A 25,139-nucleotide genomic window follows, 5' to 3' on the forward strand; every position below is an offset into this window, starting at 1 on the left:
AGAATAATTATTCGTCATCAAAATAATCTGATGAGTTGGCATAATTATCAAAACGTGACCATTGGCCTTGAAATTTTAACCGAACTTTACCTATTGGACCATTACGTTGTTTACCTAAAATAATCTCGGCAATGCCCTTATGCTCTGATGCTTCATTGTAAACTTCATCACGATAAATAAACATAATAACGTCGGCATCTTGCTCAATTGAGCCCGACTCACGTAAGTCAGAGTTAACCGGCCTTTTATCCGCTCGCTGCTCAAGACTTCGATTTAACTGTGATAGCGCAACGACAGGCACCTGCAGTTCCTTAGCTAAAGCTTTTAGTGAGCGCGAGATCTCGGCAATCTCTAAGGTGCGGTTTTCGCTCATATTCGGTACCCGCATTAGTTGCAAGTAATCGACCATAATCATGCTAAGGCCACCGTGTTCTCGATAAATACGTCTCGCTCTTGAACGCAGCTCCATTGGAGTTAATCCCGATGAGTCATCGATATACATATTTTTCTTTTCAAGCAAGATCCCCATCGTACTTGAAATACGCGCCCAATCATTATCATCTAACTGCCCGGTTCGAATTTTTGTCTGATCAACACGCGATAATGAGGCTAACATACGCATCATGATCTGTTCTGCAGGCATCTCTAAGCTGAAAATAAGCACGGGCTTTTCTTGCATCATTGCCGCATTTTCACACAAGTTCATGGCAAAAGTTGTTTTACCCATCGATGGCCTTGCCGCAACGATAATCAAATCTGAGCGCTGTAACCCAGCGGTCTTTTTATCTAAATCGACAAAACCCGTTGAAACGCCCGTTACCCCATCATGCGGTTTTTGAAACAACTCTTCTATCTTAGCCACAGTATCTTCAAGTACTGATGTAATACTTTTCGGTCCAACACCTTGTTTAGCTCTATGCTCAGCGATTTGAAATATTTTGGTTTCAGCTAAATCAAGAATATCTTCACTACTACGTCCTTCCGTTGCATAACAGCTATCGGCAATTTCGTTTGATGAACTAATTAACTCTCGCAATATCGCTTGCTGGCGAATGATATCAGTATAGGCAACAACATTAATCGCACTCGGCGTGTTTTTAGACAGTTCAGCTAGATAAGCAAATCCACCAACATCGCTTAAAATATCTTTGCTATCCAAACTTTCAGATAACGTGATTAAGTCAATTGGCACACCTTTACCAACTAAATTTAACATTTCGGCAAATATCATTTGATGATGGCGAGAATAAAAATCTCTAGCGGTGATCGTTTCAGACACACGATCCCAGCGCTGATTATCAATCATCAAGCTACCAAGCACCGCTTGCTCTGCCTCTATTGAATGCGGTGGTACTTTTAAGTTTTGTACCATTTTATCTTGTTTATTAGGTCTATTTGCCATATTTCAATCACATCAAATTTTCTATAATTCTATCACTTTTATTGCGCAGTTGCATTAAACCCAGAACTGAAGTAACGTTTGGTACAGACTCTGGCAATAAAAAATACGAATACACATTGTATAAAGATCTCGAACAACACAATCAATAACATTAATTTCTGGTTCAACACAAAATAGTGATAAGGTATTTTTGTGATAATAAATGCCGTCAGCCCAGCAATAACTATGATAGCAACAGCTGACACAATAAGGACTAACACAGTACTTTTAATCATTTTGGCTATTTGCAAAGAATCAAAAGCATAGTCAAAGCATGTTCTGACGACAAAAACTAACATCAATATAAAGATCATGCTAAAGACTAAAAACCAAAGCATAGCTTGATAAGCACTATTGTCTTGGTTATGTGATAACAGACTAAACACTAACGGCACTAAAAATAATGAACTCATCGAAATAAATAGCAGTATAAAAAGTGTCAAATGTATTTTAGCGCTATTGGATTGCTGCAATAATTTTTGATTAATATTACGGTTAAACATATTTTTAAACCCCATCACGGCCCAAAAACAAATTAAACCAATGACAATATATTTTGCTAACGCAATCACAAATTGATAGCTAAACATCAATATCGAATCATAATACTGAGCGATGTTCGACAGATAAAACTGAATAAATATTGGCGTAATAAAGTGGTTAAATAAGAAAACCACGATATTTATAGTTAGCGCAATCAATATAAGCAGCAACACGTTTTTTGTGGTCAGTTCATTAACGGCATAACTATATAAACTGCATGCTAAAATGACAATAAGTAATAACAAATTTGGGATCTGAGCAACACTAAAACCGATGAAAACAGCCATCGATTGTGAATAACTATTCATCAGATCATTGGTGCGAATAAATATCATGCCAAACGTGATGATAAGTCCCATTAGCCAGTATGCAAAAGCTAGCAGTAAGGGTAATTTAAAAAAAGAGGCTTTTTTCATCATTTTCCTTAATATCGTTATTAATTAAGCGTAAATTTAAATTCGCTTAATAAACTGTTTTAATTCAAATCTTAATATAACCAACGTGCCAAAATAGGCAATTATAGCAGCAATAATTAATACTAATAATCGGCCAATACGCGATAACATACTCCCTGTTGACCAATCAGGTAATAGATCACTGCCAATCATCAATACCGCTGACATAACAATGACGGCAATAACTATTTTACAAATAAAACTAAACCAACCCGGCCTGGCGATAAAAAGTTGCTGCTTACGTAATTGCCAAAATAACAATGCCGCATTAAAACACGCAGCAATACTAATAGATAATGCCAGTCCGGCATGCTTAAAAGGCCCAATTAACATCAGATTCATCACTTGTGTTAGGATTAAAGTGAAGATTGCAATTTTTACCGGTGTTTTAATATCTTGCCTAGAGTAAAATCCTGGCGCTAATACTTTAATCAAAATCAATGCTAATAAGCCGACAGAATAAGCCACCAATGCTTGCCTTGTCATTTCACTATCAAGCGCAGTAAATTGACCATACTCGAATAAAGTCGAGATTAACGGTTTAGCTATCACACCTAAAGCAACAGCACTAGGTAAAGCTAGTAAAAAACAAAGTCTTAATCCCCAATCAAGCAATTGTGAATATTGGTGAATATCGCCTTTAGAGACGCTTTTGGATAAAGACGGTAATAAAATCGTGCCAAGCGCCACACCGAGTACTCCCGACGGAAACTCCATCAACCGGTCAGCATAATACATCCATGACACGGAGCCTGATACAAGAAAAGAGGCAAAAATCGTATTAATAATTAATGATATTTGACCGACGGATACCCCTAAAATTGCCGGTCCCATCAGCTTTAAAACACGCCACACACCGCTATCACGTAGATTAAGCCTTGGTAGAACTAACATCCCTATTTGTTTAAGATAAGGTAATTGATACAACAACTGTAAAACACCACCAACAAGTACGCCAAATGCTAACGATAATATCGGTGGATTAAAATATTGCGATGCACACAAAGTAAATGCAATCATACTTACATTAAGGAATGTCGGTACAAATGCCGGCACCGAGAATCGATTCCAAGTATTGAGTACCGCGCCGGCAAGTGATGCCAGTGAAATCAGAAAAATATAGGGAAAGGTGATTTTTAGCATCAACGATGCCAATTCGAATTTTTCGACCGGCTCAGTAAAGCCAGGTGCGGTGACCAAAATAATAATCGGGGAAGCAATCATTCCAATTGCCGTTACAATGGCTAAAACTAATGTAAGTAGCCCGGCAACATAAGCAACAAACGTTCGTGCAGCTTCATCACCTTGTTGGCTTTTATATTCGGCCAGAATAGGCACAAAGGCCTGTGAAAAAGCGCCTTCAGCAAAAATTCGTCTCAATAGATTGGGTAATTTGAATGCAACAAAAAAAGCATCTGTCGCCATACCGGCACCAAAATAGCGAGCAACGATGGCATCTCGAATAAAACCGAGCACCCGAGAAATCATCGTCATTGAACTGACGGCAGCTAATGACTTAAGCAAATTCATTATTTTTTAATCCAGCGATCAAGATCTTTTGGTATATAAGTATCAATACTATGTAATACACTAGCCGGATCGTTTGAAACAATTAATGTCTGATAGAAACTCTCACGAATAAACCCTTCATTGACAGCGTGTTGTAAAAAGACTTGCATCGATTGCCAAAAATGATTGATATTATATAACGCAACCGGTTTTTCATGATAACCAATTTGCGCACCTGTCCAGACTTCAAAAATTTCTTCTAATGTGCCAGACCCGCCCGGCATTGCGATAAAGGCATCTGCCAATTCAGTCATTCTCGCTTTACGCGTATGCATATCACTGACAATTTCAAGTTGAGTAATGCCATGGTGAGCCGTTTCTGCTTGCACCAATCTTTCAGGAATAACACCGATGACTTCACCACCGTGTTCTAACACAGCATTGGCAATCGTTCCCATCAAACCTTTATTACCACCGCCATAAATCAGCCGTCTACCTTGCTCGGCAATGTGTTGCCCTAGCTTTTGTGCGTAAAGCTGGTAATCAGGATTATTGCCTTGACTTGCCCCACAGAAAATACAGATATTCTTTTTCATTTTAACAAAAACACATTAAAAAAATTAAGGTGGACAATTCTATCACAAAACAAAATTTACGTGATGATTAATTAAAGTGATTATAAGCTAAGCAGTTGAACGTTTTTTTTCGTTTAGAGGTTGACAGTTATGACAGAGGTCGTTAATATCTATGCCCATATGTTCCTCCATAGTTCAGTCGGTAGAACGGCGGACTGTTAATCCGTATGTCACAGGTTCAAGTCCTGTTGGGGGAGCCAAATTTTAAAACCTGCTTATGGCAGGTTTTTTCATTTCTAACGCTTAGCTATAATGTCTGTATTTAGGCGGTCGGATCGTATTCCAATCTTAACTCATCTTTCATAGCGGTGCCTCACGTTATCCAAACAATATCGACAAAACGCATAACAGTATACAAAATTAATATTTTCTTATTTAGTCATAATCGTTTTAAATAATTAATACAAAATGGTTATTATCCTGAGTAAGGAAATAGTATGACTCTGATTTCACCGCATGCCAGTCAAACTTTGCAGCCCCGACAAGTTGAACCGTATAATCTGCAACGTCGGCAGCAGTATGCTGCCACCTTGCGATCAATTACGCTCTCAAGCAGAGAAGTAGGTGATTTAATTATGCTAGGCATTGGTGGTTTTACGCCGCTGTATGGCTTTATGCGTGAACAAGATTGGTATCAGGTTTGTGATAACATGCACCTAGCCAATGGCATATTTTGGCCAATCCCCATTACCGTTTCCGTCAGTCATGAACAAGCCGAGCAGATCACTTTAGGCGACGATATCGCATTAAAAACAGCCGAAGGCAATGTAATGGGTATTTTAAACGTTGATAGCCGCTACCAACCGGATAAGCAATGGGAAGCCGAGAAAGTTTTTGGCACAACAGACACCTCACATCATGGCGTTGCGGTTTTAATGGCCCAGCCGCCGGTCAATTTAGGTGGCGCCGTTGAAGTTTTTAATGATGATGGCTTTAAACAGCGTTTTGGCCCATATACCTTAACACCAGCCGAAACGCGGGCACGCTTTACTGAGCTCGGCTGGCAAAAAATTGCCGCCTTTCAGACCCGTAATCCAATGCATCGCTCTCATGAGTATTTAGTGAAAACCGTTTTAGAGCTGTTTGACGGTGTGCTCATTCACTCGTTATTTGGTCACTTAAAAGCAGGTGATGTACCAGCTGATATTCGGCTTAAAGCCATCAACACACTCATTGAGCACTATTTTGTTAAAAACAGCGTGATTCATTCTGGTTATCCACTCGATATGCGTTATGCCGGCCCGAAAGAAGCGTTATTACATGCCCTATTTCGGCAAAATTATGGATGTACCCATTTAATTGTTGGCCGCGATCATGCTGGCGTCGGTGACTTTTATTCTCCGTTTGCCGCTCAAGAAATCTTTGCACATTTAAGCCCTAATGATCTCCTTATCGAACCGATAAAAATCGACTGGACATTTTATTGTGAAAAATGCAGCGGCATAGCCTCCAATAAAACTTGCCCACATGATAAAGCCTATCGGGTACTCATTTCCGGAACCGAAGTAAGGCGGCGCCTGCAAGCAAGGGAATCACTACCTGCAACGTTTAGTCGCCCCGAGGTCGTTGAAGAACTATACCACTGGGTAAAGTAATAACACCAGCATAGCCAAAATGGCAATGAAATAATCGAAGATGGATAAACACAGGACTGCACCATGACAAACTTAACGACAATCAATCAACATTTACACGGCAAATCTGCCCAGCAGATTATCGAATGGGCGCTTTTACAACACGCCACTCCACACAGTCGTAGTATCATCAGTACTCATTTTGGCCCGTATGAAGCAGTATTACTGCATTTGGTCACCCAAGTAAAACCCGACATTGATGTCGTCTGGGTAGATAATGGTTACGCTACCAATGACACTTATCGAGTGGCGAATAAAATCATTGAGCAACTAGGCCTCAATATTCATATTTTTGTTCCACAGCGAACGCAAGCCTACTTGAATGTTCGTTATAACGGCCTGCCTGAGCTTGATACGCCAGAACATGATGAATTCACGCATATATTAAAATTAGAACCCTTTAACCGCGCATTAGCAACACTCAATCCCGCTTTATGGTTTACCGCTTTACGCAAAGAGCAATCCGCCCTGCGCCAACAATTGGATACCGTGACCACTGCCGGTGATAATTTAATCAAAATATCCCCTATTTTAAATTGGACAACGCAAGATATGCAAGATTATATCAAGCAGCATAATTTACCGAATGAACTCAATTACTTTGATCCAACTAAAGGACCGCAAGGGCGGGAATGTGGTTTACACAAAGTTAAATTCTAATGCGCTCAGCTAATAGGCTGCTTGATATGCAAGGCTGTATGCAGTTGTTGGCTAATTCATCTAATAAGGTAACGTTATGAGCAACTATCATCCTCCGTTTAATGCCGATGAAATGGATAAAATTATTCATAATGCCTCGCCTGAGCAGTTAGCTTGGCTATCGGGCTATCTATGGGCTATCGCCCATAAGCATTCACCATTGTCAGCGCTAACTGATCAAGTGACAACGCCAGCGCCTTATCAAATGCCTATTACCATTTTATCCGCGTCACAAACGGGGAACGCCAGGCGCGTCGCGCAAGAGCTCAGTCATGATTTAGAGCGGTTAGGCTTGCCTGTTCGGCATGTTCATGCCGCTGACTTTAAATTTAAAAAGCTCCATCAAGAACAATACTTAATTATCGTGACGTCAACGCAGGGTGAAGGCGAACCGCCAGAAGAAGCGCTCGCCTTTTATAAATCACTTTTTGCGACCAAAAAACCCGTTGTCGATCAGCTCCATTTTGCCGTATTTGGCCTTGGCGACTGCTCGTATGTCAATTTTTGTCAGGCAGGTAAAGATATTGATCAACGCTTAGAGGAGCTCGGCGCTAAACGATTACTAGCACGCGTTGATGGCGATACTGACTATCAAGCCCTTAGTACAATCTGGCGCCAAAATATTATTGATGAATTGCAAAAATATTTACAGCAATCGCCACACAGCACAGCGCTTGAATCAGCAATTAAGACTAATCTAGTGGTAGAAAGTAGCCAATATTGCCGCGACAATCCCTTTACCGCCGCCATTAATATTAATCAAAAGATCACCTCTCGTGATTCTGATCGCGACATTCGCCACCTTGAACTGGATCTGACCGACTCGAACCTCAAATATCAACCCGGTGATGCACTCGGTGTTTGGTATCAAAATAGCGCGTCATTGGTGGATGAATTACTGCAGGCCACCAAGTTATCAGCTCAAACCGACATTGAGCTACATGGTCAAGTTTTACCGTTAAAACAAGCTTTGTTAGAGAAACTAGAACTCACGCAAAACACGCCTGTTATTGTCGAAAAATACGCAAAATTAAGCCAAAATGACGCATTATTAACGCTAATTGGCGATAAAACTGCATTACGTGATTTTTGCCATACCTTGCCGATTATCGACATGGTAAGCCGTTATGCGGGATCATTTACCGCGCAATCTTTTGTTGATATTTTACGCCCCCTTACCCCGCGTTTTTATTCCATTGCCTCCGCGCAAGATGATGTTGGTGACGAAGTGCATTTAACCGTCAATGTTGTGCAATATCAAATTGATGATAAAACGCGTACTGGCGGAGCATCCGGTTTTCTTGCGACGCAAATGCCACAGCATGACCAAATTAAAGTTTTTATTGAGCACAATGATAATTTTCGCTTACCAAACGATAATAGTTTGCCAATTATTATGATTGCCGCCGGAACGGGCATTGCGCCATTTCGTGCCTTTTTACAACAACGAGCCAGCGAAGAAGCCACCGGTCAAAGTTGGTTATTTTTTGGTAACCCACATTTTACGGCTGATTTTTTATATCAGCTGGAATGGCAAACCTATCAAAAAGACGGTGTGTTATCACGTATCGATCTGGCTTGGTCTCGCGATCAGGCCGAAAAGATTTATGTACAAGATAAAATACTGGCCCGCTCAGCTGAAATTTGGCAATGGCTACAAGCAGGTGCCTATATTTATGTCTGTGGCGATGCTAACCGGATGGCAAAAGCCGTGAATGCAGCCTTATTACACATCATTATGGAACACGGTCAATATGACGAAGAACAAACCAATAATTACTTAGACGAACTAAGAAGCAATAAACGTTATCAACGAGACATCTATTAAAATATTAACGATATAGGGATGTGACATGAGCAATAATAGTAACCTAACCCCCCCTCAGAATGATACATCGCAATTGCCCCCATCGGATGCTGAGCGTTTTAAACGAGAAAGTGATTTTTTACGTGGCACCATTGCGCAAGATTTAACCAATGAGATAACGGGCGGCTTTAACAGTGATAATTCACAGCTAATTAGGCCCCACGGCATGTATCAGCAAGATGATCGTGATATTCGCGCTGAGCGCATTGAGCAAAAACTCGAACCCTTAATTAATATGATGTTACGTTGCCGATTGCCTGGCGGTATTATTACCCCACAGCAGTGGTTAGCCATTGATAAATTTGCGCAGGAAGATACCTTCTATGGCAGCATACGTTTAACCACTCGGCAAACTTTCCAATTTCATGGTATTTTTAAACGCGACCTAAAATCAGCCCATCAGCTACTACACAAAATTGGCTTAGATTCGATCGCAACGGCGGGGGATGTGAATCGTAATGTACTGTGTACAACCAATCCGATTGAATCAGCCGTCCATCAGCAAGCGTACCAATGGGCAAGTAAAATATCAGAACATCTTTTACCCAAAACGAGAGCTTATGTTGAAATTTGGCTTGATGGTGAAAAGCTTGAGACCCAAGATGAAGAGCCCATTTTAAGCAGTCAATATTTACCGAGAAAATTTAAAACAGCGATCGTGATTCCACCAACCAATGACGTAGATGTGCATGCCAATGATCTGAGTTTTGTTGCCATTGCCAAACACGGTCAATTAATTGGCTTTAATGTGCTAGTTGGTGGTGGGCTGGCCATGACGCACGGCGATAAATCGACGTACCCACGTAAAGCAGATGATTTTGGCTTTATCCCCGTTGATGCAACACTAAAATGTGCCGAAGCGGTTGTGACCACGCAGCGAGACTGGGGTAATCGCAGTAATCGTAAAAATGCCAAAACCAAATATACATTAGAACGTGTTGGCGTTGAGAATTTTAAAAAAGAAGTTGAACTACGCGCGGGACTCACCTTTCTACCCAGTGTCCCTTACCAATTTACTCAAAGGGGAGATCAAATTGGTTGGTATCAAGGGTTTGATCGCCGTTGGCATCTAACACTCTTTATTGAAAATGGCCGATTACTTGATTATCCCAATAAACCACTAAAAACGGGTGTTGCCGAGATAGCCAAAATTCATCAGGGTGATTTTCGTCTCACCGCTAACCAAAATTTAATTGTTGCCAACGTTGAATCATCACATAAACAGGTCATTGAACAATTAGCCCGACAATATGGCTTAATTGATGATAGTGTCACCTTACAGCGCAAAAACGCAATGGCGTGCGTTTCATTTCCAACTTGTCCATTAGCGATGGCAGAAGCAGAACGATTCTTACCTGATTTCATTACCACCATTGATCATATTTTGCATAAAAACCAATTAGCTCAGGAGTATATTATTTTACGTGTTACCGGCTGCCCTAATGGTTGTGGCCGTGCAATGCTAGCTGAAATCGGTTTGGTGGGCAAAGCACTCGGCCGTTATAACCTCTATTTGGGTGGTGACAGGGCTGGCACCCGTATTCCGCGCTTGTATAAGGAAAACATTACCGTTGATGAGATTTTAGCGATTATTGAACCGTTAATTGAGAACTGGTCACAATTACGCCTAGCAGATGAAGGATTTGGTGATTTTGTCATTCGCACCAAAGTCGTTAAGCCTATTATCAATTCAGCCATTGATTTTTATGATTAACTCATCTCATTTTGCTCAATATGACAAAATTTATCTAAACGGATAATCTAACTTATGCCATTAGATTATATCGTTATAGCGTTATGATATTTGTGTATTGAGCCAATAATTTTATAATCATACTAATCCCCTTATATTATTTAAGGATAAGCGGTTTATGAATTTACAACAGTTACGAATCATACGAGAAGCAGCCCGTTGCAATTATAATTTAACCGAAGTCGCTAATGTGCTTTATACTTCCCAATCCGGTGTTAGCCGGCATATAAAAGAGTTAGAAGATGAGCTCAATATTGAAATTTTTATCCGGCAAGGCAAGCGACTGATTAATATGACTGAACCAGGATTTGAATTAGTGGTCATTGCAGAGCGAATATTGAATGAAATTAATAATATTCGCCGGTTATCCACGGTGTTTGCCAATAATGATGAAGGCTCGTTAGTGATTGCAACCACTCATTGTCAAGCACGCTTCATCCTGCCCAATATTATCAAATTGTTTAAAACTTTATTCCCACAAGTACATATTAGTATCAATCAAGGATCCTCAAGCGAGATTGCCAGCATGCTGCTCGCTGGTGATGCGGATATTGTTATTGATAACGCCAGAAATAATAATGCCTCAATTGTGACATTTCCTTTTTACCGTTGGCACTGTGATGTGATTTTACCAACCAATCACCCGCTTTCTGGCAACAGCAACCTTACCTTAGAAGAACTCAGCGGTGTGCCATTAATCACCTACTGCAAGGGTCTGTTTCCGCGTGATAGCATCGATAAAGCGTTTACTAAATCGGGATTATCCGCCAATGTTACGCTCAATGTACAACAATCTGATGTGATTAATACCTATGTTAAACTAGGCTTAGGTGTCGGTATCATAATCGATCGGATGTTTGATGCGCATGATGATGAGAATTTGATGCGGCTAAATGGATCAGCGCTATTTGAATCGCATACCGCTTGGATTGGTATTAAACGTCATCAATTAAAACGCAATTACATTTGGCGTTTTATTCAATTATGTAATCAAGAACTCACACTCGAAGAGATTAAAACCAAAGCATTATCAAGCGAAGAGAAAAGTAATCTGATTGATTATCAAATCTAATCGCCTGATCATCCCTAAATCATAAATTCGATCAGTTCATCTTGGACAAAAATATTTAACAGTAGTGGCTGCAAGTAAACAATGTCGCCCACCATAAAATGGTTTTGCTGGTATTGGCTAAATGGAATCGAGACATCAATAGGTTTAGGTTGGTGCGCTAGCGAGAGCTCCAAAAATACCGTTGGTCCCGCGGTATGTAATCGCATAATTTTGGCAACCAATTGACCACTCGAGCCGTTTGAATCATGCCGTAATGATAATGACTTAAAGACTGCAATTTCATGTGGCCTGACATAAGCAATAGTGACTTGATCCGCCCAAGAGCCCTGTGTTGACATATCTTGCTTAAAATCGCCTATATGTAATTGATTACGCTCAATGTAACCATGTAGTAAATTCACATCACCTAAAAAATGTGCCACAAATGCTGTCTGTGGCTTTTTATAAACCTGCTCAGGTGTGCCAATTTGTTCAATTTTGCCCTGATTCATCAAGATAATTTTATCGGCGACTTCTAATGCTTCCTCTTGATCATGGGTAACAAAAATGCTCGTTACATTAATATCATGGTGAAAATTACGGAGCCAGCGCCGCAAATCCTTGCGCACTTTGGCATCTAAGGCGCTAAACGGTTCATCAAGCAATAACACTTTAGGTTTGGTTGCCAGCGCTCTAGCTAATGCCACGCGCTGCCTCTGCCCACCAGAGAGCTGATCGGGATAGCGATCAGCTAACGTTTCAAGCTGAACTAACTCAAGTAATTCCTTCACCCGCCGATTAATGGTCAATGAATCACGCTTAAATACACTTGCTTTAATACGCAAGCCAAAAGCAATATTCTTAGCAACGGTCATATGGCGAAAAAGCGCATAATTTTGAAATACAAAACCAATATCACGCAATTGAGCACTTTGATGAGTCACGTTTTGCTGATCAAAATAGATCTCCCCTGCCATCGTTGCCTCTAAACCAGCGATCATCCGCAGCAATGTAGTTTTACCACATCCTGAAGGACCTAATAATGCCGCAAACTCACCTTGCTCAATGGTAAAATTAATGTTTTTTAAGGCATTAAAATCACCAAAATCCTTACTCAGATTTTGCACCATAATTCCCATACTTACCCCTTGTTAATAACGCGATAATCTTGTTCAAGACGAAATTCCGTCCACTGCCTGATTAAGAGTAAAACGAATGACATCATTAGTAGTAAAATTGCCACACTAAACGCGGCGACAATATTATATTCGTTATACAAAATCTCAATTTGTAGTGGTAATGTTGTGGTATAACCGCGAATATGCCCAGAAACAACCGACACCGCGCCAAACTCACCTAACGATCGCGCCGTACACAAAATCACGCCATGCATTAATGCCCAACGAATATTGGGTAAGGTGACATGCCAAAAAATTTGCCATCCATTAGCGCCAAGTACAACGGCCGCCTCTTCGTCTGTGGTGCCTTGTAGTTCCATAATCGGGATTAGCTCTCTGGCAACAAAGGGCACTGACACAAAAATAGTCGCTAAAATAATACCCGGTATGGCGTAAATAATTTGGATATCAAACGCTTGTAAATATGGAAATAGCCAGCTTTGAGCGCCAAAAAGCAATACATAAATTAAACCTGCCACAATGGGAGACACCGCAAAAGGCAAATCAATTAACGTCATTAATAGCTGCTTACCTTTAAAATGGTATTTGGTGATAACCCAAGCTGCCGTTACCCCAAAAACAACATTGAGCGGCACCGCAATACTGGTTGCTAACAGTGTTAAAGCTAAGGCAGATAACGTATCGGCATCAGCTATCACTTCACCAAAAGCCACAAATCCGGATGCAAATCCCTGAACAATCACCACCAATAGTGGTAATACTAACAAGCAAAAAAAGATCATAATTGCTGCGATAATCAAGATACCTTGCACTAAGGTCAGTCTGTTTTTCGCCTTGTTAAACAAAGTACTAGATGATGAGATTAACACCATAGTTGCTCACTCTATTTAACCTGTTTTACGACAGCGCGATTAAACCAACGCTGAATCATATTCATCAAAAAAAGCAATAAAAAAGCAATCAATAACATACATACTCCAATTGCCGCCGCCGCGGCATAAGCATACTGATCAAGCTTGGCAACGATCAATAACGGTAAGATTTCTGTTTTGAAGGGAATATTACCCGCTATAAAAACCACGGAGCCGTATTCACCAATCGCACGCGAAAATGCCATGGTAAAGCCCGTTATCCACGCAGGAAAAATGGCTGGTAAAATCACGGAAATAAAGGTTTGTACCGGCGTTGCACCTAATATTTTTGCTGCCTCCTCAACTTCTTTAGGTAAATCTTTGATGACCGGCTGTAAGGTCCTAACCACAAACGGTAAGGTCACAAAAAGTAACGCAAGCGTAATACCAATTGGGGTATAAGCAATTTTAATACTAAATAACTGACCAATTGGGCCATTTTTTGCATAGATTGCCGTTAATGCAATTCCCGCTACCGCCGTTGGTAATGCAAATGGCATATCGATACAGGTATCAATCAGTTTTCGCCCTGGAAATCGATAACGCACTAAGACCCAAGCAAGTAATAAACCGATAAAACTATTAAGTATTGCGCTAATTAACGCCGTCATTAATGATAAAGATAATGCCGCTAAAAATTGCCGGCTGGTGATGAGTTTTTCCCACTCAGCCAAGGATAATTTTGTTGAATATAGCAATAAACAACATAGCGGGATAAGGACAATCACACTGAGAAAAGTCAGCGTATAGCCCAGTGTTAAACCAAAACCTGGGATAGTACTGCCACTTTTTTTGCTGCAAATAAACATAACCCTCCCTCTTATCCTTTATCAAAAATAGCAATATGTCACGCCTATTATTGGGTGATTTCAGCAAAGATTTGATCAAACATCGCACCATCATTAAAATAAGTTTGCTGTGCTTGCTGCCAGCCATGAAAATAGCCATCAATCGTAACTAATTTAAGCGCTGGAAACTGTTCGGCATATTGGGCTAAAATTTGTGGATTACTCGGACGATAAAAATTTTTGGCAATAAGATGCTGTGCATCATCACTATATAAATAATTGAGATAAGCTTCGGCTTGCTTACGAGTACCCTTTGCATCTACCACTTTATCAACAACCGCAACCGGTGGCTCGGCTAAAATAGAAAGTGATGGCGTAATGATCTCAAGCGCCTCCCCCCCCTGCTCGGCCAACGCCAAATGCGCCTCATTTTCCCAAGCAAGTAGTACATCACCCAACTCGCGCTGCACAAAACTAATCGTTGCCCCACGGGCCCCCGTATCTAAAACAGGCGCATGTTGATAAAGAGCAGTCACAAATTGGCGGGCTTTTACATCACTACCGTATGTTTCTTTAGCATAAGCCCATGCCGCCAAGAAATTCCAACGTGCACCGCCTGACGTTTTGGGGTTGGGTGTCACGACCTCGATTCCATCTCGCACAAGATCATGCCAATCTTTGATCTGTTTGGGATTACCTTTACGCACGACAAACACAATGGTCGACGTATAAGGGGTGCTATTATTGGGTAATCTAGCTTGCCAATTTTTATCAATCAGGGGTTGATAACGGTTTAAAGCGTCGATATCGCCCGCTAAAGCTAAAGTGATCACATCGGCTTGTAAGCCATCTATCACTGCTCTCGCTTGCTTACCTGAACCGGAATGTGAGTTTTTAATTGTTAATGTTTTACCGGTTTGCTGTTGCCAGTATCGAATAAAAGCCGGATTATATGATTGATACAGTTCACGCGTTGGGTCATAAGAAACATTGAGCAGCGATGAAGACCACGCAGTGCTAATAAAAATGCTATTTAGTAACATAATATACATCGTTACGCTTCGATAATTGGCTATCATATTGATAAAGGCTGTCATTATCTGCTCCTTTAAAGACGTGAATAATACTCACGACATCATTCTTAATGAGACGATTACAACAGACAGGCCAGTCAGACGGAACCAATTATTTTGTATTTAGATAGAACAAAAACAGATATTAAAACAAATAAGGTAGGCAAATCTAGCAAATAAAAAAAGCAAGGCAACAGCCTTGCTTTTTATCATTCAATCATTGTGCAAACACAATAAAAACAACATTAGATGGTTGCGGCTAATTCCGCTTTTGATTCTGGTCGTTTAATGATGGCATAAATCACGCCAGCAATAACAGAACCAACGACAATAGACAGTAAGTAGCCTAATACCGGTGTTACAACACCAGGAATAGCTAAAGCAAACAATCCACCGTGAGGCGTCATAAGCTGAGAACCAAATGCTAAACTCATTCCGCCAGTGATCGCGCCGCCAATAATACAGCTTGGTAATACACGTAGAGGATCGCGGGCCGCAAATGGAATTGCACCTTCAGAAATAAAACACAAACCAAGTACAAATGCCGCTTTACCGCTTTCGCGTTCAGTTTTACTAAATTTGTTGCGAGCAATAAATGTTGATAAACTCATCGCTAATGGTGGTACCATCCCACCGGCCATAACTGCAGCCATAGGTGCGTATTGGTGAGCACTGATCAAACCAACGCCAAACGCATAAGCCACTTTGTTAATCGGCCCGCCCATATCGGTACACATCATACCGCCTAGGATCGCACCAAGAATAATGGCATTAGAGGTTTGCATTGTGCTCAACCATGCAGTAAGTTTTACCATTAACCAAGCAATAGGTGCGCCGATAACAAATTGCATGGCTAAACCAGTAATCAATGTTGCTAATAATGGAATGATCAAAATTGGTTTTAATGCTTCCATACTTTGTGGTAATCGAATATAGCGCGTCAATAATAGTGCTAAATAACCGGCAAAGTACCCCGCAGCAATCCCACCTAAGAACCCAGCACCAATCGCAGTAGCTAGCACACCACCGACTAAACCAGGAGCAAGTCCAGGTCTGTCTGCAATTGAATATGAGATATAACCAGCAAGCAACGGCACCATTAGTGAAAACGCAAGCCCACCAATTTGAGCTAGGTGAGGTTCACCCACTAATTGTTTAACTAATACTCCATCGACTAAGACATCTTTAAACTCACCAAAAGCAAAGGCTAATGCAATAATTAAACCACCAGCAACAACCATCGGTAACATATATGAAACACCGGTTAACAGATGTTGGTATATACCTTTAGTCTCTTTTTCGCTAGAGATTTTCGTAGCAGTTGATGTCGGTTGATAAACTTGTGCTTCGTCAAAAGCTTTATCAAACTCTTGAGCTGTTTTCTTTAACGCAGGCCCCGTTTTAGTACGATATAACAGTTTACCTGCAAATTTACTTAAATCGACATCGATATCACAAGCCGCAATAACGATATCTGCCGATGCAACTTCTTCAGCAGTTAATTCATTACCCACGCCGACCGATCCACGTGTTTCAACTTTACACCACCAACCACGTTTTTTCGCTTCTTCTTCAATTGCTTCTGCCGCCATAAAAGTGTGCGCAACCCCAGTTGGGCAAGCAGTTACTGCTACAATTCGTTTCATACCATTATTTGGTGCCGAAGTAACTGCTGCCGATTGTTGGTATGCGACCGCTTTTGTTTGCGCATCTGATAGTACTGTTTTAGGCGATGCAAAAAGTGCGTCTAAATCCGTAATGGTATAAACTTTTTTACCAATAATCGCGTTATCGCAGCTCCCGCCTTCACCAATTAAAATCGATACATCCGCTAAATCCGCTTTATCAACAATTGTCATATTGAGATCTTTTGCAGCTAAAACCAGTTCAGCTTTCGCTAAGCGGCCATTGACGGGGCCTGTTTGCTTAGCATTTACAATATATATATTCATAGGGTCTCCTATCCAGCCATAATATCTATTTTTTCAAGAATCGCATTCAATTTTGCTTTATCTGGCACGCCAACGCCTGGTTGACTAACCGCTAAAGCAGCAACTCCCGATGCAAAAATTAAGGTTTCTTTAATTGAATAATTAGCAAGTAAAGCATGGACAATTCCCGCTACCATCGAATCGCCAGCACCCACTGTACTAACCACTTCACATTTAGGAGGCTTTGCAATCCAAGCCTCATGTTTTGTGACCCATAAAGCACCTTTGCTACCTAACGATACAATGACATTATCAATACCTTGTTCAACCAGTGCTAACGCAGCACCTTTGATATCATCCATAGTTGGTAACGATCGACCAACAAGCATTTCTAACTCTTTATCATTGGGTTTAATTAGCCATGGCTTAGCTTTAAGCCCTGCAACAAGAGCATTACGGCTACTATCAAAAATGACCTTAGGGCAAATTACCTTGATTTTTCCAATCCACGCAGTGAAATCATCAAGCGAAATACCTTCTGGCAAACTACCGCTAATAACCACCATATCAAAATCAACTAGCCAGCTCAGTGAATCATTAACAAACTGCTGCCAATCCTCAGCTGTAATCGAAAAACCTGAAAAATTCAGATCGGTAACTTGACTGTTTTTCTCAGTCACTTTAACATTAATACGTGTTTTACCTTCGACGGTTTGGAACTTATCAGTCATCGCAGATTGCGTAAATAGCGCAGAAAACTCTTCTCGATTATCCTCTCCTAAAAATCCACCAACCGTCAACTCATCACCTAAGTCATGAAGTACTTTCGCTACATTAATTCCTTTACCTGCTGGCAATAATCCAGTGGTTTTCACTAAGTTTACATCACCCAGTTCAATGGAAGGGCAAAACCCGACTAAATCATAAGCCGGGTTCAACGTAAATGTCGCAATTCTATTGGCCATTATTCTGTTCCTTCCCCTAAGCCATCACTGATCGCTTGACCGATTGTATCAAGTGCTTTTTGAGCATCGCTACCTTCAGCAGTAAATTTTAAACGGCAGCCTTTTTTAGCACCTAAGGCAACAATTTTCATTAGACTCGTTGCGCTAACCGCATTACCCGTACCGTCAAGATTAGCAACAGTGATAACGCTATCAAATTGTTTAACAGTTTTAACCAGCACTGAAGCGGGTCTTGTATGCAAACCATGTGGATTGAGCACAATAAATTCAGCCGTTAACGCTGCCGTATCGGCTTGAGTGGGTTGTGCTTGAGTATTTTCTGCTGCAAAAATATCACTAATGGCAATATCGCTAGTAAACAGTTGACTAATTTGTGTATCTTTTGCGGTATGCAATTGCGATAGCTGTTGATGATAAGCAAGTTCAGCTAAACGCTCAACGGCTCTATCTGCAGCATCACTTTTAATCGACATCGAAATGAGCACTTTGACATCTTTACCAGACGCTTGAATATTACTAATAGTACGGCTAATCGCAATCGCATTTTTTAAATTGCCATCATTACAATCACTTACCCATACACCTTGACCAATGTAACTTGGTTTTGTGTCAAGTGAATTAGCGATAAAGTTTGCATTAATTGCACCAACACGTTTTAGTTTTGATGCATTAAGCGCTTGTAGTGTTTCAATATTATCAGCAGGGATATCTAATAATAGTAAATCATCTGAAATCAGTGCATTATTTTCGTCTTGAGAACTTTGTCCAGTTAACAATGCAATAATATCTTCTTTTGTTTTGATTTGCTTGATGCGATCTTCAACGTCCTCATCACCAAGCACGTGAGTTAACTGACGCAATAATGTTAGATGCTCGTCAGAGCTCGCCGCGATACCAATAGCAATATAAGCCTTCTCGCCATCATCTCCCCAAACAACACCTTGTGGAAAATAAAAAACTTGTACGCCTGTTTTTTTTACTAGATGACGCGTTGTGGTAGTACCATGAGGAATTGCAATTCCACTACCTAAATAAGTTGCCGCTTGAGATTCGCGCTCAAGCATTCCATCAACATAACCCTCTTGCACAAATTCACGTTGTGTTAATGCGCTGGCTACTTTTTTTATCGCATCTTGTTTGTTGTCAGCTTGCTGATCAAGATAAATATCATCTTTTGTTAGCTGTAGCATAAATACCTCTTTTTTGGCTGTAAAACTCGATTCAATACATCAGTATTATTAAGAATACACTATTTGTTGAATCGTTTCAGCTATAATGCAAATAAATAATACTGTTGGCAATTTTTTTTTCTAGTTAATCATTGATAGTGAGATAACAATCACACTTTTTTTGTCAAACTTTGATCACAATACCGTTGATTTAATAAACCGCGATAATTAAGGTTTCGCTTAATTTCAGTGCGGCCTGGTTGATAAGTATTTTGATCATTTAGGCTTGAAAGCAGAGTATCAACCGTCACTTCTGCAATTTGTTGATGATTCTGTGCAAGACTAATCACTTTACATGGCAAGAAATCCAATAGTTCATTATCACCAAATGTCGCAATGACCATGCCTTTAGGAAGTGATCCATATTTACTCAAAATGGCGTCTATCACGCCTTGTAATAATGAAAATGAAGTAGAAAACAGTGCGAGGGGCACCGGGTTATTATCTAACCATTGCCAAAACAGCTCAATAGCAGAATCTCGCGTATAGTCTTTGGCATAAAGGTAGTTAATATTTTTACCTTTGCCTTCAGTGCCTTGCTTAAATCCCTGTTCTCTTTGTCGGCTGATTAACATATCGGGTAGTGCACCAATATAGGCAATATCTTGATCGACAAATTTAATAAATTCCACAGCCAGTTCTTTAGCATCATCTTTATCCGCACCTAAAATATTACGAAATTTGGTTGTCACAAGTGGCCGATCTAAAGCAAATAGCGGAATATTGGTATTTTCCCAGTTATGGTAAAACGAATGATCGGCAATAAATGATGATGAAACAATAATCGCATCTGCATGGCGCTGCTTAAGATGCAAAATACACTTTTTCTCAATTTCAGGATCATCTTCGGAGCAAGAAATTAATAATTGATACCCTGCTTGCCGAACTTTATGTTCAAGGTGATTGGCAATTCGGGTATAACTGATATTTTCAAGATCAGGAATAATCAAGCCAATTGAATAAGTTCTTCCCGCTCTAAGTCCGGCTGCAACCGCATTGGGCTGAAAATTATGTTGTTTAACAATTTCCATTACTTTGGCAATCGTCTTGTCACTTACTCTATGATGCTTGGCTTTACCATTGATAACATAACTTGCTGTCGTTTTTGAAACACCTGCTAATTGTGCTATTTCGTCTAATTTCATTAACAGCTATTCCATGAGGAAAATAAATGAAGTAAAAATGTATCACAAAACGAAGTTTAAAATAAAGCAACAATCTAGAATCAATTGATAAGATAATCAGGCACGTGACGAATATTGATAATAAAATACGTGGATTTCATATAGGTGATTCAGAATTCGTATAAGAGATGAGAATATATAGGCCTAAAAAAATCACCTTAAGGTGATCTTGAAAATTGGTGGGTCGTGAAGGATTCGAACCTTCGACCAACGGATTAAAAGTCCGCTGCTCTACCGACTGAGCTAACGACCCACAGGTAATTTCGGGTTACATACTAATGCGAATTATCAATTCGTGCAACCCTTTTTTATAATACACTCAATCAATGGATGATTATTTAAACAAATTAACCTATTGTCGTAAGTTTACTGTTTGCTAGTGAGGTGGCATTCTTATCATTAGGATATTGGCTAAGCACTTGTTGGAAGATAGCCTTTGCTTTAACCTTGTCGCCTTTATCCAAGAAAATAACCCCTATTTTATACAAACTATCGGCTGCTTTTGCTGATTTAGGAAAATCTTTGACAACCGTTGCGTAATAAAACGATGCATCATCTTGTTTACCTTGTCCATAACACAACTGCCCTAACCAATAATTTACATTCGCACGATAAGATGATTTGGGGTAATCTTTTAAATATTGCTGAAATGCAGTAATCGCATCTTTAGATTGTTTACCATCGAGTACATATTGAATGATAAAATTATAGTCAGCTTTATCATTACCCGTGGCAGACCAATTTGCTAAAGTTGATGGTGCAGTATTACTCGTTGCGGTTGTATTATTCTGCGATTTTCCGTCAAGCTGTTGTAATATCATTTTTTGTCGTTCAATCACTTGATTCAATTGATAAGTTGTTTCTTCCAATTGACCACGCAATTGATCCACTTCACCTTGCAAATCGGTAATTTTTTGCTGGTTATCGGTTAATAACTGCCCTTGGGCCTCAACAGCACGATCTAATTCAGAACTTGCATAGCTGTGGAACGATAATAAGAGAAACAATGAACATATGAGTTTTTTACACATTAAAACAATCCTTCTAAAAAACAATGTATTAGCCTAGTATATCATTGTTACGCTCATACAAACAATAACGACCGCATAATGCGGTCGTTATATTCCTATCGCGATAAACAACAAGGATATTAGTATACAATTACTGCTCGACGATTTTTTTCATAAGCTTTAGCGTCATGTCCTAATACAGCTGGTTTTTCTTTACCATAAGAGACAATTGACATTTGTGTTGCTGATACACCGCGACCTTGTAAGTAAGCTTTTACTGCTGAAGCCCGGCGTTCACCTAACGCAATATTATACTCAGGCGTACCACGTTCATCAGCATGCCCTTCAATCACAACATTAAATGACGGGTGAGCACGCAAAAATTCTGCATGAGAATCTAAAGATTGGACAAAGTCAGGTTTGATATTATATTTATCAAAATCAAAGTAAACAGTATTAACCATTTGAAGTTGTTGAAGTTGTTGAGATTCAGTCAAATTTCCTGAGAGATTAGATGATGATGATGAACCATCATTATCTTTATTTGTTGATGTACATGCAGTAGCAGCAATTAGTGGTAGAATAATCACTGCACCTTTAATAAATTTTGAAAATTTCATTTGCTACTCCTTTACATTGTTTATCGTGTTGAATCAATTTATCTATCTATAATTACAAAAATTTTAGTCTTTATCTTGCGACAATCGCCAATAAATAAACTTAAAAATACTATTGTTTGCTAATAAGTCGATTACAATTACTCATTAGCAAATGAAGTTACAAATATGGTGACCAAGCAGGAAATTTTACTTGTCCATCAGTACCAGGTAGTTTAGCTTTAAAATTACCATCCGTTGATACGAGATTTAAAATAGTACCCAGTCCCTGCGTTGAACTATAAATAATCATCGTACCATTTGGCGAAATGCTTGGTGTTTCATCCAAAAAGGTATCTGTTAATGTTTGATAAGTATTCGATGCTAAGTCAAATTTAGTAACTTTTTGATCGCCATTATTCGTTGAAATCAACGCAATAAAACTACCATCAGCTGAAACCTCTGCATTTTGATTCTGATCGCCATCCCAAGTTAAACGTTTTGGCATTGACGCATCAATAGTCACAGTATATAGCTGAGGTCGCCCAGTCTGATCTGAGGTATAAACTAAAGTTTTATTATCCGGCATCCATGTCGGTTCAGTATTATTACTACGCCCAAAGGTCAGCTGTTTAATTGATTTAGTTGCTAAATCCATAACATACAGATTTAGATTTCCATCTTTTGATAAAGCGAATGCCAGTTTTGATCCATCAGGAGAGAACGATGGTGCGCCATTATGCTGAGGGAAATCGGCAATTGTTTCAATTTTACCGGTTTCTAACGTCTTCATCACTAATGCGGATTTGCCACTTTCAAACGTCACATAAGCTAATTTTTTACCATCTGGTGACCAAGTTGGCGACATTAAAGGCTGAGCAGAACGGTGTACGGTAATCTCACCATATCCATCATAGTCAGAAACTCTTAGTTCATGAGTATAAGGCCCTTTATTCATTTTAACAACGTAGGCAAGACGAGTTCTAAAAGCCCCTTTAATACCGGTTAAGGCTTCAAATATCTCATCACTTGCTGTATGACCAGCATAACGCACCCATCGCTCTGCAACTGAAAACTGATTTTGCGCTAAAATTGCCCCCGGATTATTCACCGTATCAACGAGTTGGTAAGTGACTAAATAATTGCCAGAAGCATCAGGTTGAATACTCCCAATGACCACTGCATCAATACCTAAAGCACTCCACTCTTTTGGTTTAACAGCAGATGCTGTTTCTGGGAGTCCAGGCATTTGTCGAGTTTCAATTGGATTAAATTTACCACTATTACGTAAATCTGATGCAATAATTTCTTCTATTTTTTGCGGTGGCACACCACTACCGCTCCATTTGAATGGCACAACCGCAATAGGTTTTGCGGTATTAACGCCATCAGTGATAATAATCCGGATATCGGCAATGGAAGCTGCGGAAAAAACCAAGATCCAACAGCTGAGCAAAAAGCGATATGCAAATCGTCTCATCATAAATTTCCTTCGTAGAGTTATCATATATCCCTAATGACATAGGGCAATGTTGTCAAGTATACTCCTTTAATAATGCAAGTATATAACGTTTTAATTTGCATCATTATTTTGGACTAAAATCGATTGTTAGATTTTTAACTTTTTGATAAATTTCATCATTTTTAGGTTTAGGGAACTTAGCCAATTTCGTCGCTGAAATCGCTTCACGACAAAGTGCACCATCCCCTTCTTGAGCCGTAACATTGATCAAAAAACCATCTGATGCTAACTGAATTTTCAACACACAATTTTTTCCGTTATAAAGCTTTGGATTGATAAATTTATTACTAATCGCATTATGAATTTGTGATTTAAATTGGTCAAGTTCACCATTTGATACACCCTGCTGTGATTTAGGTACGCTTGATGTTAATCCACCCAGAAGATCATTAACCGCTTGTTGTCGTTGCAGCTCTTCTTGTGCTTTCTGCTTAGCTTCTTGCGCAATTCTCAATTTTTCTTGCTTATTTTTTTCTACTTTTAAACGCTCTTGCTCTAGAATCTGTTTTTGCTTTTCAGCTTCTTGCTTAGCTTTTTCAGCTTCAGCAAGTGCTTGTTGTTTTTCTTGTTCTGCTTTTTGTCGCTCACTTTCAATACGCTGCTTATCTTGACGTTCTTTCTCGGCGCGTAATTTAGCCTCATCATCGGCTTTTTGTTTTGCAATTAATGCCTGTTTTTGCTGTTCTTCAAGCTGAGCCCTCGCTTTTTCAGCATCTTGCTGAATCTTTTGCTTCTCGGCCAGTGCATTAGCTATGGCATCTTGCTCTTGCTGCTGCTTTTCAACTGCCAATAATCGCTGTTTTTCTAATTCTTTCAAGCGCTGTTGTTCGGCAAGTTGATTTTGCTGCAAAACTTGCGCTTGTTTTTCAATTTGCGCTTGCTGCTGCTGTTTAACTTGTTTGCTATCAAGTTGATGTTGTAATTGGCGTTGATACTGCTCAGATATGATATTAGTATCGATCATAATTGCATCAATCGATTCGCCTTGCGGGTTATTTTCCGATAATGAAACAGATTGCCATGCACTATAACTTAGCACAGCAATAAGTATTACATGTAATAAGATGGAGGTGATTAGCGCAAAACTAAACTTTGAATTTGTGTTTTTTGGCATAGTACATTGTGACCAAATTGTGTTCGACATTGTCTCAGTAATGATGAAACATCATTACAATGATTATAATATATTTTGTACTATTGAGTA

The 25,139-nt window shown here is 39.7% G+C and carries 21 protein-coding genes and 2 tRNA genes; 6 read left to right on the forward strand and 17 right to left on the reverse strand.

Annotated elements, in window-relative coordinates:
- Positions 1-7: 7 nt before the first annotated feature.
- Genes dnaB through DES39_RS05265 form a run of 4 tightly spaced genes read right to left on the reverse strand, consistent with a single transcriptional unit; the run spans position 8 to position 4,544 of the window.
- On the reverse strand, positions 8-1,402 hold the full coding sequence (gene dnaB / locus DES39_RS05250) for a replicative DNA helicase (protein ID WP_121144680.1): 1,395 nt from the start codon (positions 1,400-1,402) through the stop codon (positions 8-10).
- A gap of 38 nt (positions 1,403-1,440) precedes the next feature.
- Positions 1,441-2,400 (reverse strand): hypothetical protein, encoded by a 960-nt coding sequence (locus tag DES39_RS05255; protein WP_121144681.1) that lies wholly within the window; start codon positions 2,398-2,400, stop codon positions 1,441-1,443.
- Positions 2,401-2,436: 36 nt separating this feature from the next.
- Positions 2,437-3,969: a murein biosynthesis integral membrane protein MurJ gene (gene murJ, locus DES39_RS05260; protein WP_121144682.1), complete on the reverse strand. Its 1,533-nt coding sequence runs from the start codon at positions 3,967-3,969 to the stop codon at positions 2,437-2,439.
- Positions 3,969-4,544: an LOG family protein gene (locus DES39_RS05265; protein ID WP_121144683.1), complete on the reverse strand. Its 576-nt coding sequence runs from the start codon at positions 4,542-4,544 to the stop codon at positions 3,969-3,971. Before DES39_RS05265 ends, murJ begins: the two co-directional genes overlap by 1 nt.
- 163 nt (positions 4,545-4,707) lie before the next feature.
- On the opposite strand from DES39_RS05265, the gene DES39_RS05270 reads away from it, so the two are divergent.
- The 6 genes from DES39_RS05270 to DES39_RS05295 all read left to right on the forward strand — a co-directional run bounded on the left by DES39_RS05270 (position 4,708) and on the right by DES39_RS05295 (position 11,608).
- A tRNA-Asn gene (locus DES39_RS05270) sits at positions 4,708-4,783 on the forward strand.
- A gap of 237 nt (positions 4,784-5,020) precedes the next feature.
- The gene (gene sat / locus DES39_RS05275; RefSeq protein ID WP_121144684.1) at positions 5,021-6,178 is read left to right on the forward strand and encodes a sulfate adenylyltransferase; all 1,158 of its coding nucleotides are present in this window, start codon (positions 5,021-5,023) and stop codon (positions 6,176-6,178) included.
- 63 nt (positions 6,179-6,241) lie between these two features.
- Complete coding sequence (locus tag DES39_RS05280; protein WP_121144685.1) at positions 6,242-6,877, forward strand: phosphoadenosine phosphosulfate reductase domain-containing protein; 636 nt, start codon at positions 6,242-6,244, stop codon at positions 6,875-6,877.
- Positions 6,878-6,953: 76 nt separating this feature from the next.
- On the forward strand, positions 6,954-8,744 hold the full coding sequence (gene cysJ / locus DES39_RS05285; protein WP_121144686.1) for an NADPH-dependent assimilatory sulfite reductase flavoprotein subunit: 1,791 nt from the start codon (positions 6,954-6,956) through the stop codon (positions 8,742-8,744).
- Between the two features lie 25 nt (positions 8,745-8,769).
- Positions 8,770-10,497 carry an assimilatory sulfite reductase (NADPH) hemoprotein subunit gene (cysI, locus tag DES39_RS05290; RefSeq protein WP_121144687.1) on the forward strand — a complete coding sequence of 576 codons (1,728 nt, stop codon included), beginning with the start codon at positions 8,770-8,772 and terminating at the stop codon, positions 10,495-10,497.
- Between the two features lie 157 nt (positions 10,498-10,654).
- A complete protein-coding gene (locus DES39_RS05295) occupies positions 10,655-11,608 on the forward strand; it encodes a LysR substrate-binding domain-containing protein (protein WP_121144688.1) in 954 nt (317 codons plus the stop codon).
- A 14-nt stretch (positions 11,609-11,622) separates the two neighbouring features.
- On the opposite strand, the gene DES39_RS05300 is transcribed toward DES39_RS05295, so the two are convergent.
- The 13 genes from DES39_RS05300 to tolA form a co-directional block, all read right to left on the reverse strand.
- The gene (locus DES39_RS05300; RefSeq protein ID WP_121144689.1) at positions 11,623-12,726 is read right to left on the reverse strand and encodes a sulfate/molybdate ABC transporter ATP-binding protein; all 1,104 of its coding nucleotides are present in this window, start codon (positions 12,724-12,726) and stop codon (positions 11,623-11,625) included.
- 2 nt (positions 12,727-12,728) lie between these two features.
- The gene (cysW, locus tag DES39_RS05305; RefSeq protein WP_121144690.1) at positions 12,729-13,598 is read right to left on the reverse strand and encodes a sulfate ABC transporter permease subunit CysW; all 870 of its coding nucleotides are present in this window, start codon (positions 13,596-13,598) and stop codon (positions 12,729-12,731) included.
- Between the two features lie 11 nt (positions 13,599-13,609).
- Positions 13,610-14,446: a sulfate ABC transporter permease subunit CysT gene (cysT, locus tag DES39_RS05310; RefSeq protein ID WP_121144691.1), complete on the reverse strand. Its 837-nt coding sequence runs from the start codon at positions 14,444-14,446 to the stop codon at positions 13,610-13,612.
- A gap of 47 nt (positions 14,447-14,493) precedes the next feature.
- A complete protein-coding gene (locus DES39_RS05315; protein WP_121144802.1) occupies positions 14,494-15,477 on the reverse strand; it encodes a sulfate ABC transporter substrate-binding protein in 984 nt (327 codons plus the stop codon).
- Positions 15,478-15,743: 266 nt separating this feature from the next.
- The gene (gene fruA / locus DES39_RS05320; protein ID WP_121144692.1) at positions 15,744-17,450 is read right to left on the reverse strand and encodes a PTS fructose transporter subunit IIBC; all 1,707 of its coding nucleotides are present in this window, start codon (positions 17,448-17,450) and stop codon (positions 15,744-15,746) included.
- An 8-nt stretch (positions 17,451-17,458) separates the two neighbouring features.
- A complete protein-coding gene (fruK, locus tag DES39_RS05325) occupies positions 17,459-18,394 on the reverse strand; it encodes a 1-phosphofructokinase (RefSeq protein WP_121144693.1) in 936 nt (311 codons plus the stop codon).
- Positions 18,394-19,584: a fused PTS fructose transporter subunit IIA/HPr protein gene (fruB, locus tag DES39_RS05330; RefSeq protein ID WP_121144694.1), complete on the reverse strand. Its 1,191-nt coding sequence runs from the start codon at positions 19,582-19,584 to the stop codon at positions 18,394-18,396. The genes fruK and fruB overlap by 1 nt, the downstream gene beginning before the upstream one ends.
- A gap of 149 nt (positions 19,585-19,733) precedes the next feature.
- Entirely contained in the window at positions 19,734-20,768 is a 1,035-nt protein-coding gene (gene cra, locus DES39_RS05335; RefSeq protein ID WP_121144695.1) for a catabolite repressor/activator, read from the reverse strand.
- Positions 20,769-20,984: 216 nt separating this feature from the next.
- Positions 20,985-21,060 (reverse strand) — tRNA-Lys (locus tag DES39_RS05340).
- A 94-nt stretch (positions 21,061-21,154) separates the two neighbouring features.
- Positions 21,155-21,838, reverse strand: a complete 684-nt coding sequence (gene ybgF, locus DES39_RS05345; RefSeq protein ID WP_121144696.1) for a tol-pal system protein YbgF — start codon at positions 21,836-21,838, stop codon at positions 21,155-21,157.
- Between the two features lie 119 nt (positions 21,839-21,957).
- On the reverse strand, positions 21,958-22,437 hold the full coding sequence (gene pal, locus DES39_RS05350; protein ID WP_121144697.1) for a peptidoglycan-associated lipoprotein Pal: 480 nt from the start codon (positions 22,435-22,437) through the stop codon (positions 21,958-21,960).
- A 157-nt stretch (positions 22,438-22,594) separates the two neighbouring features.
- Positions 22,595-23,893, reverse strand: coding sequence for a Tol-Pal system beta propeller repeat protein TolB (gene tolB / locus DES39_RS05355; protein ID WP_121144698.1), 1,299 nt, complete (start codon positions 23,891-23,893; stop codon positions 22,595-22,597).
- A 106-nt stretch (positions 23,894-23,999) separates the two neighbouring features.
- Entirely contained in the window at positions 24,000-25,049 is a 1,050-nt protein-coding gene (tolA, locus tag DES39_RS05360; protein WP_170143345.1) for a cell envelope integrity protein TolA, read from the reverse strand.
- Positions 25,050-25,139 lie beyond the last annotated feature (90 nt).

This window comes from Orbus hercynius, assembly GCF_003634275.1.
Lineage (GTDB): Bacteria > Pseudomonadota > Gammaproteobacteria > Enterobacterales > Orbaceae > Orbus > Orbus hercynius.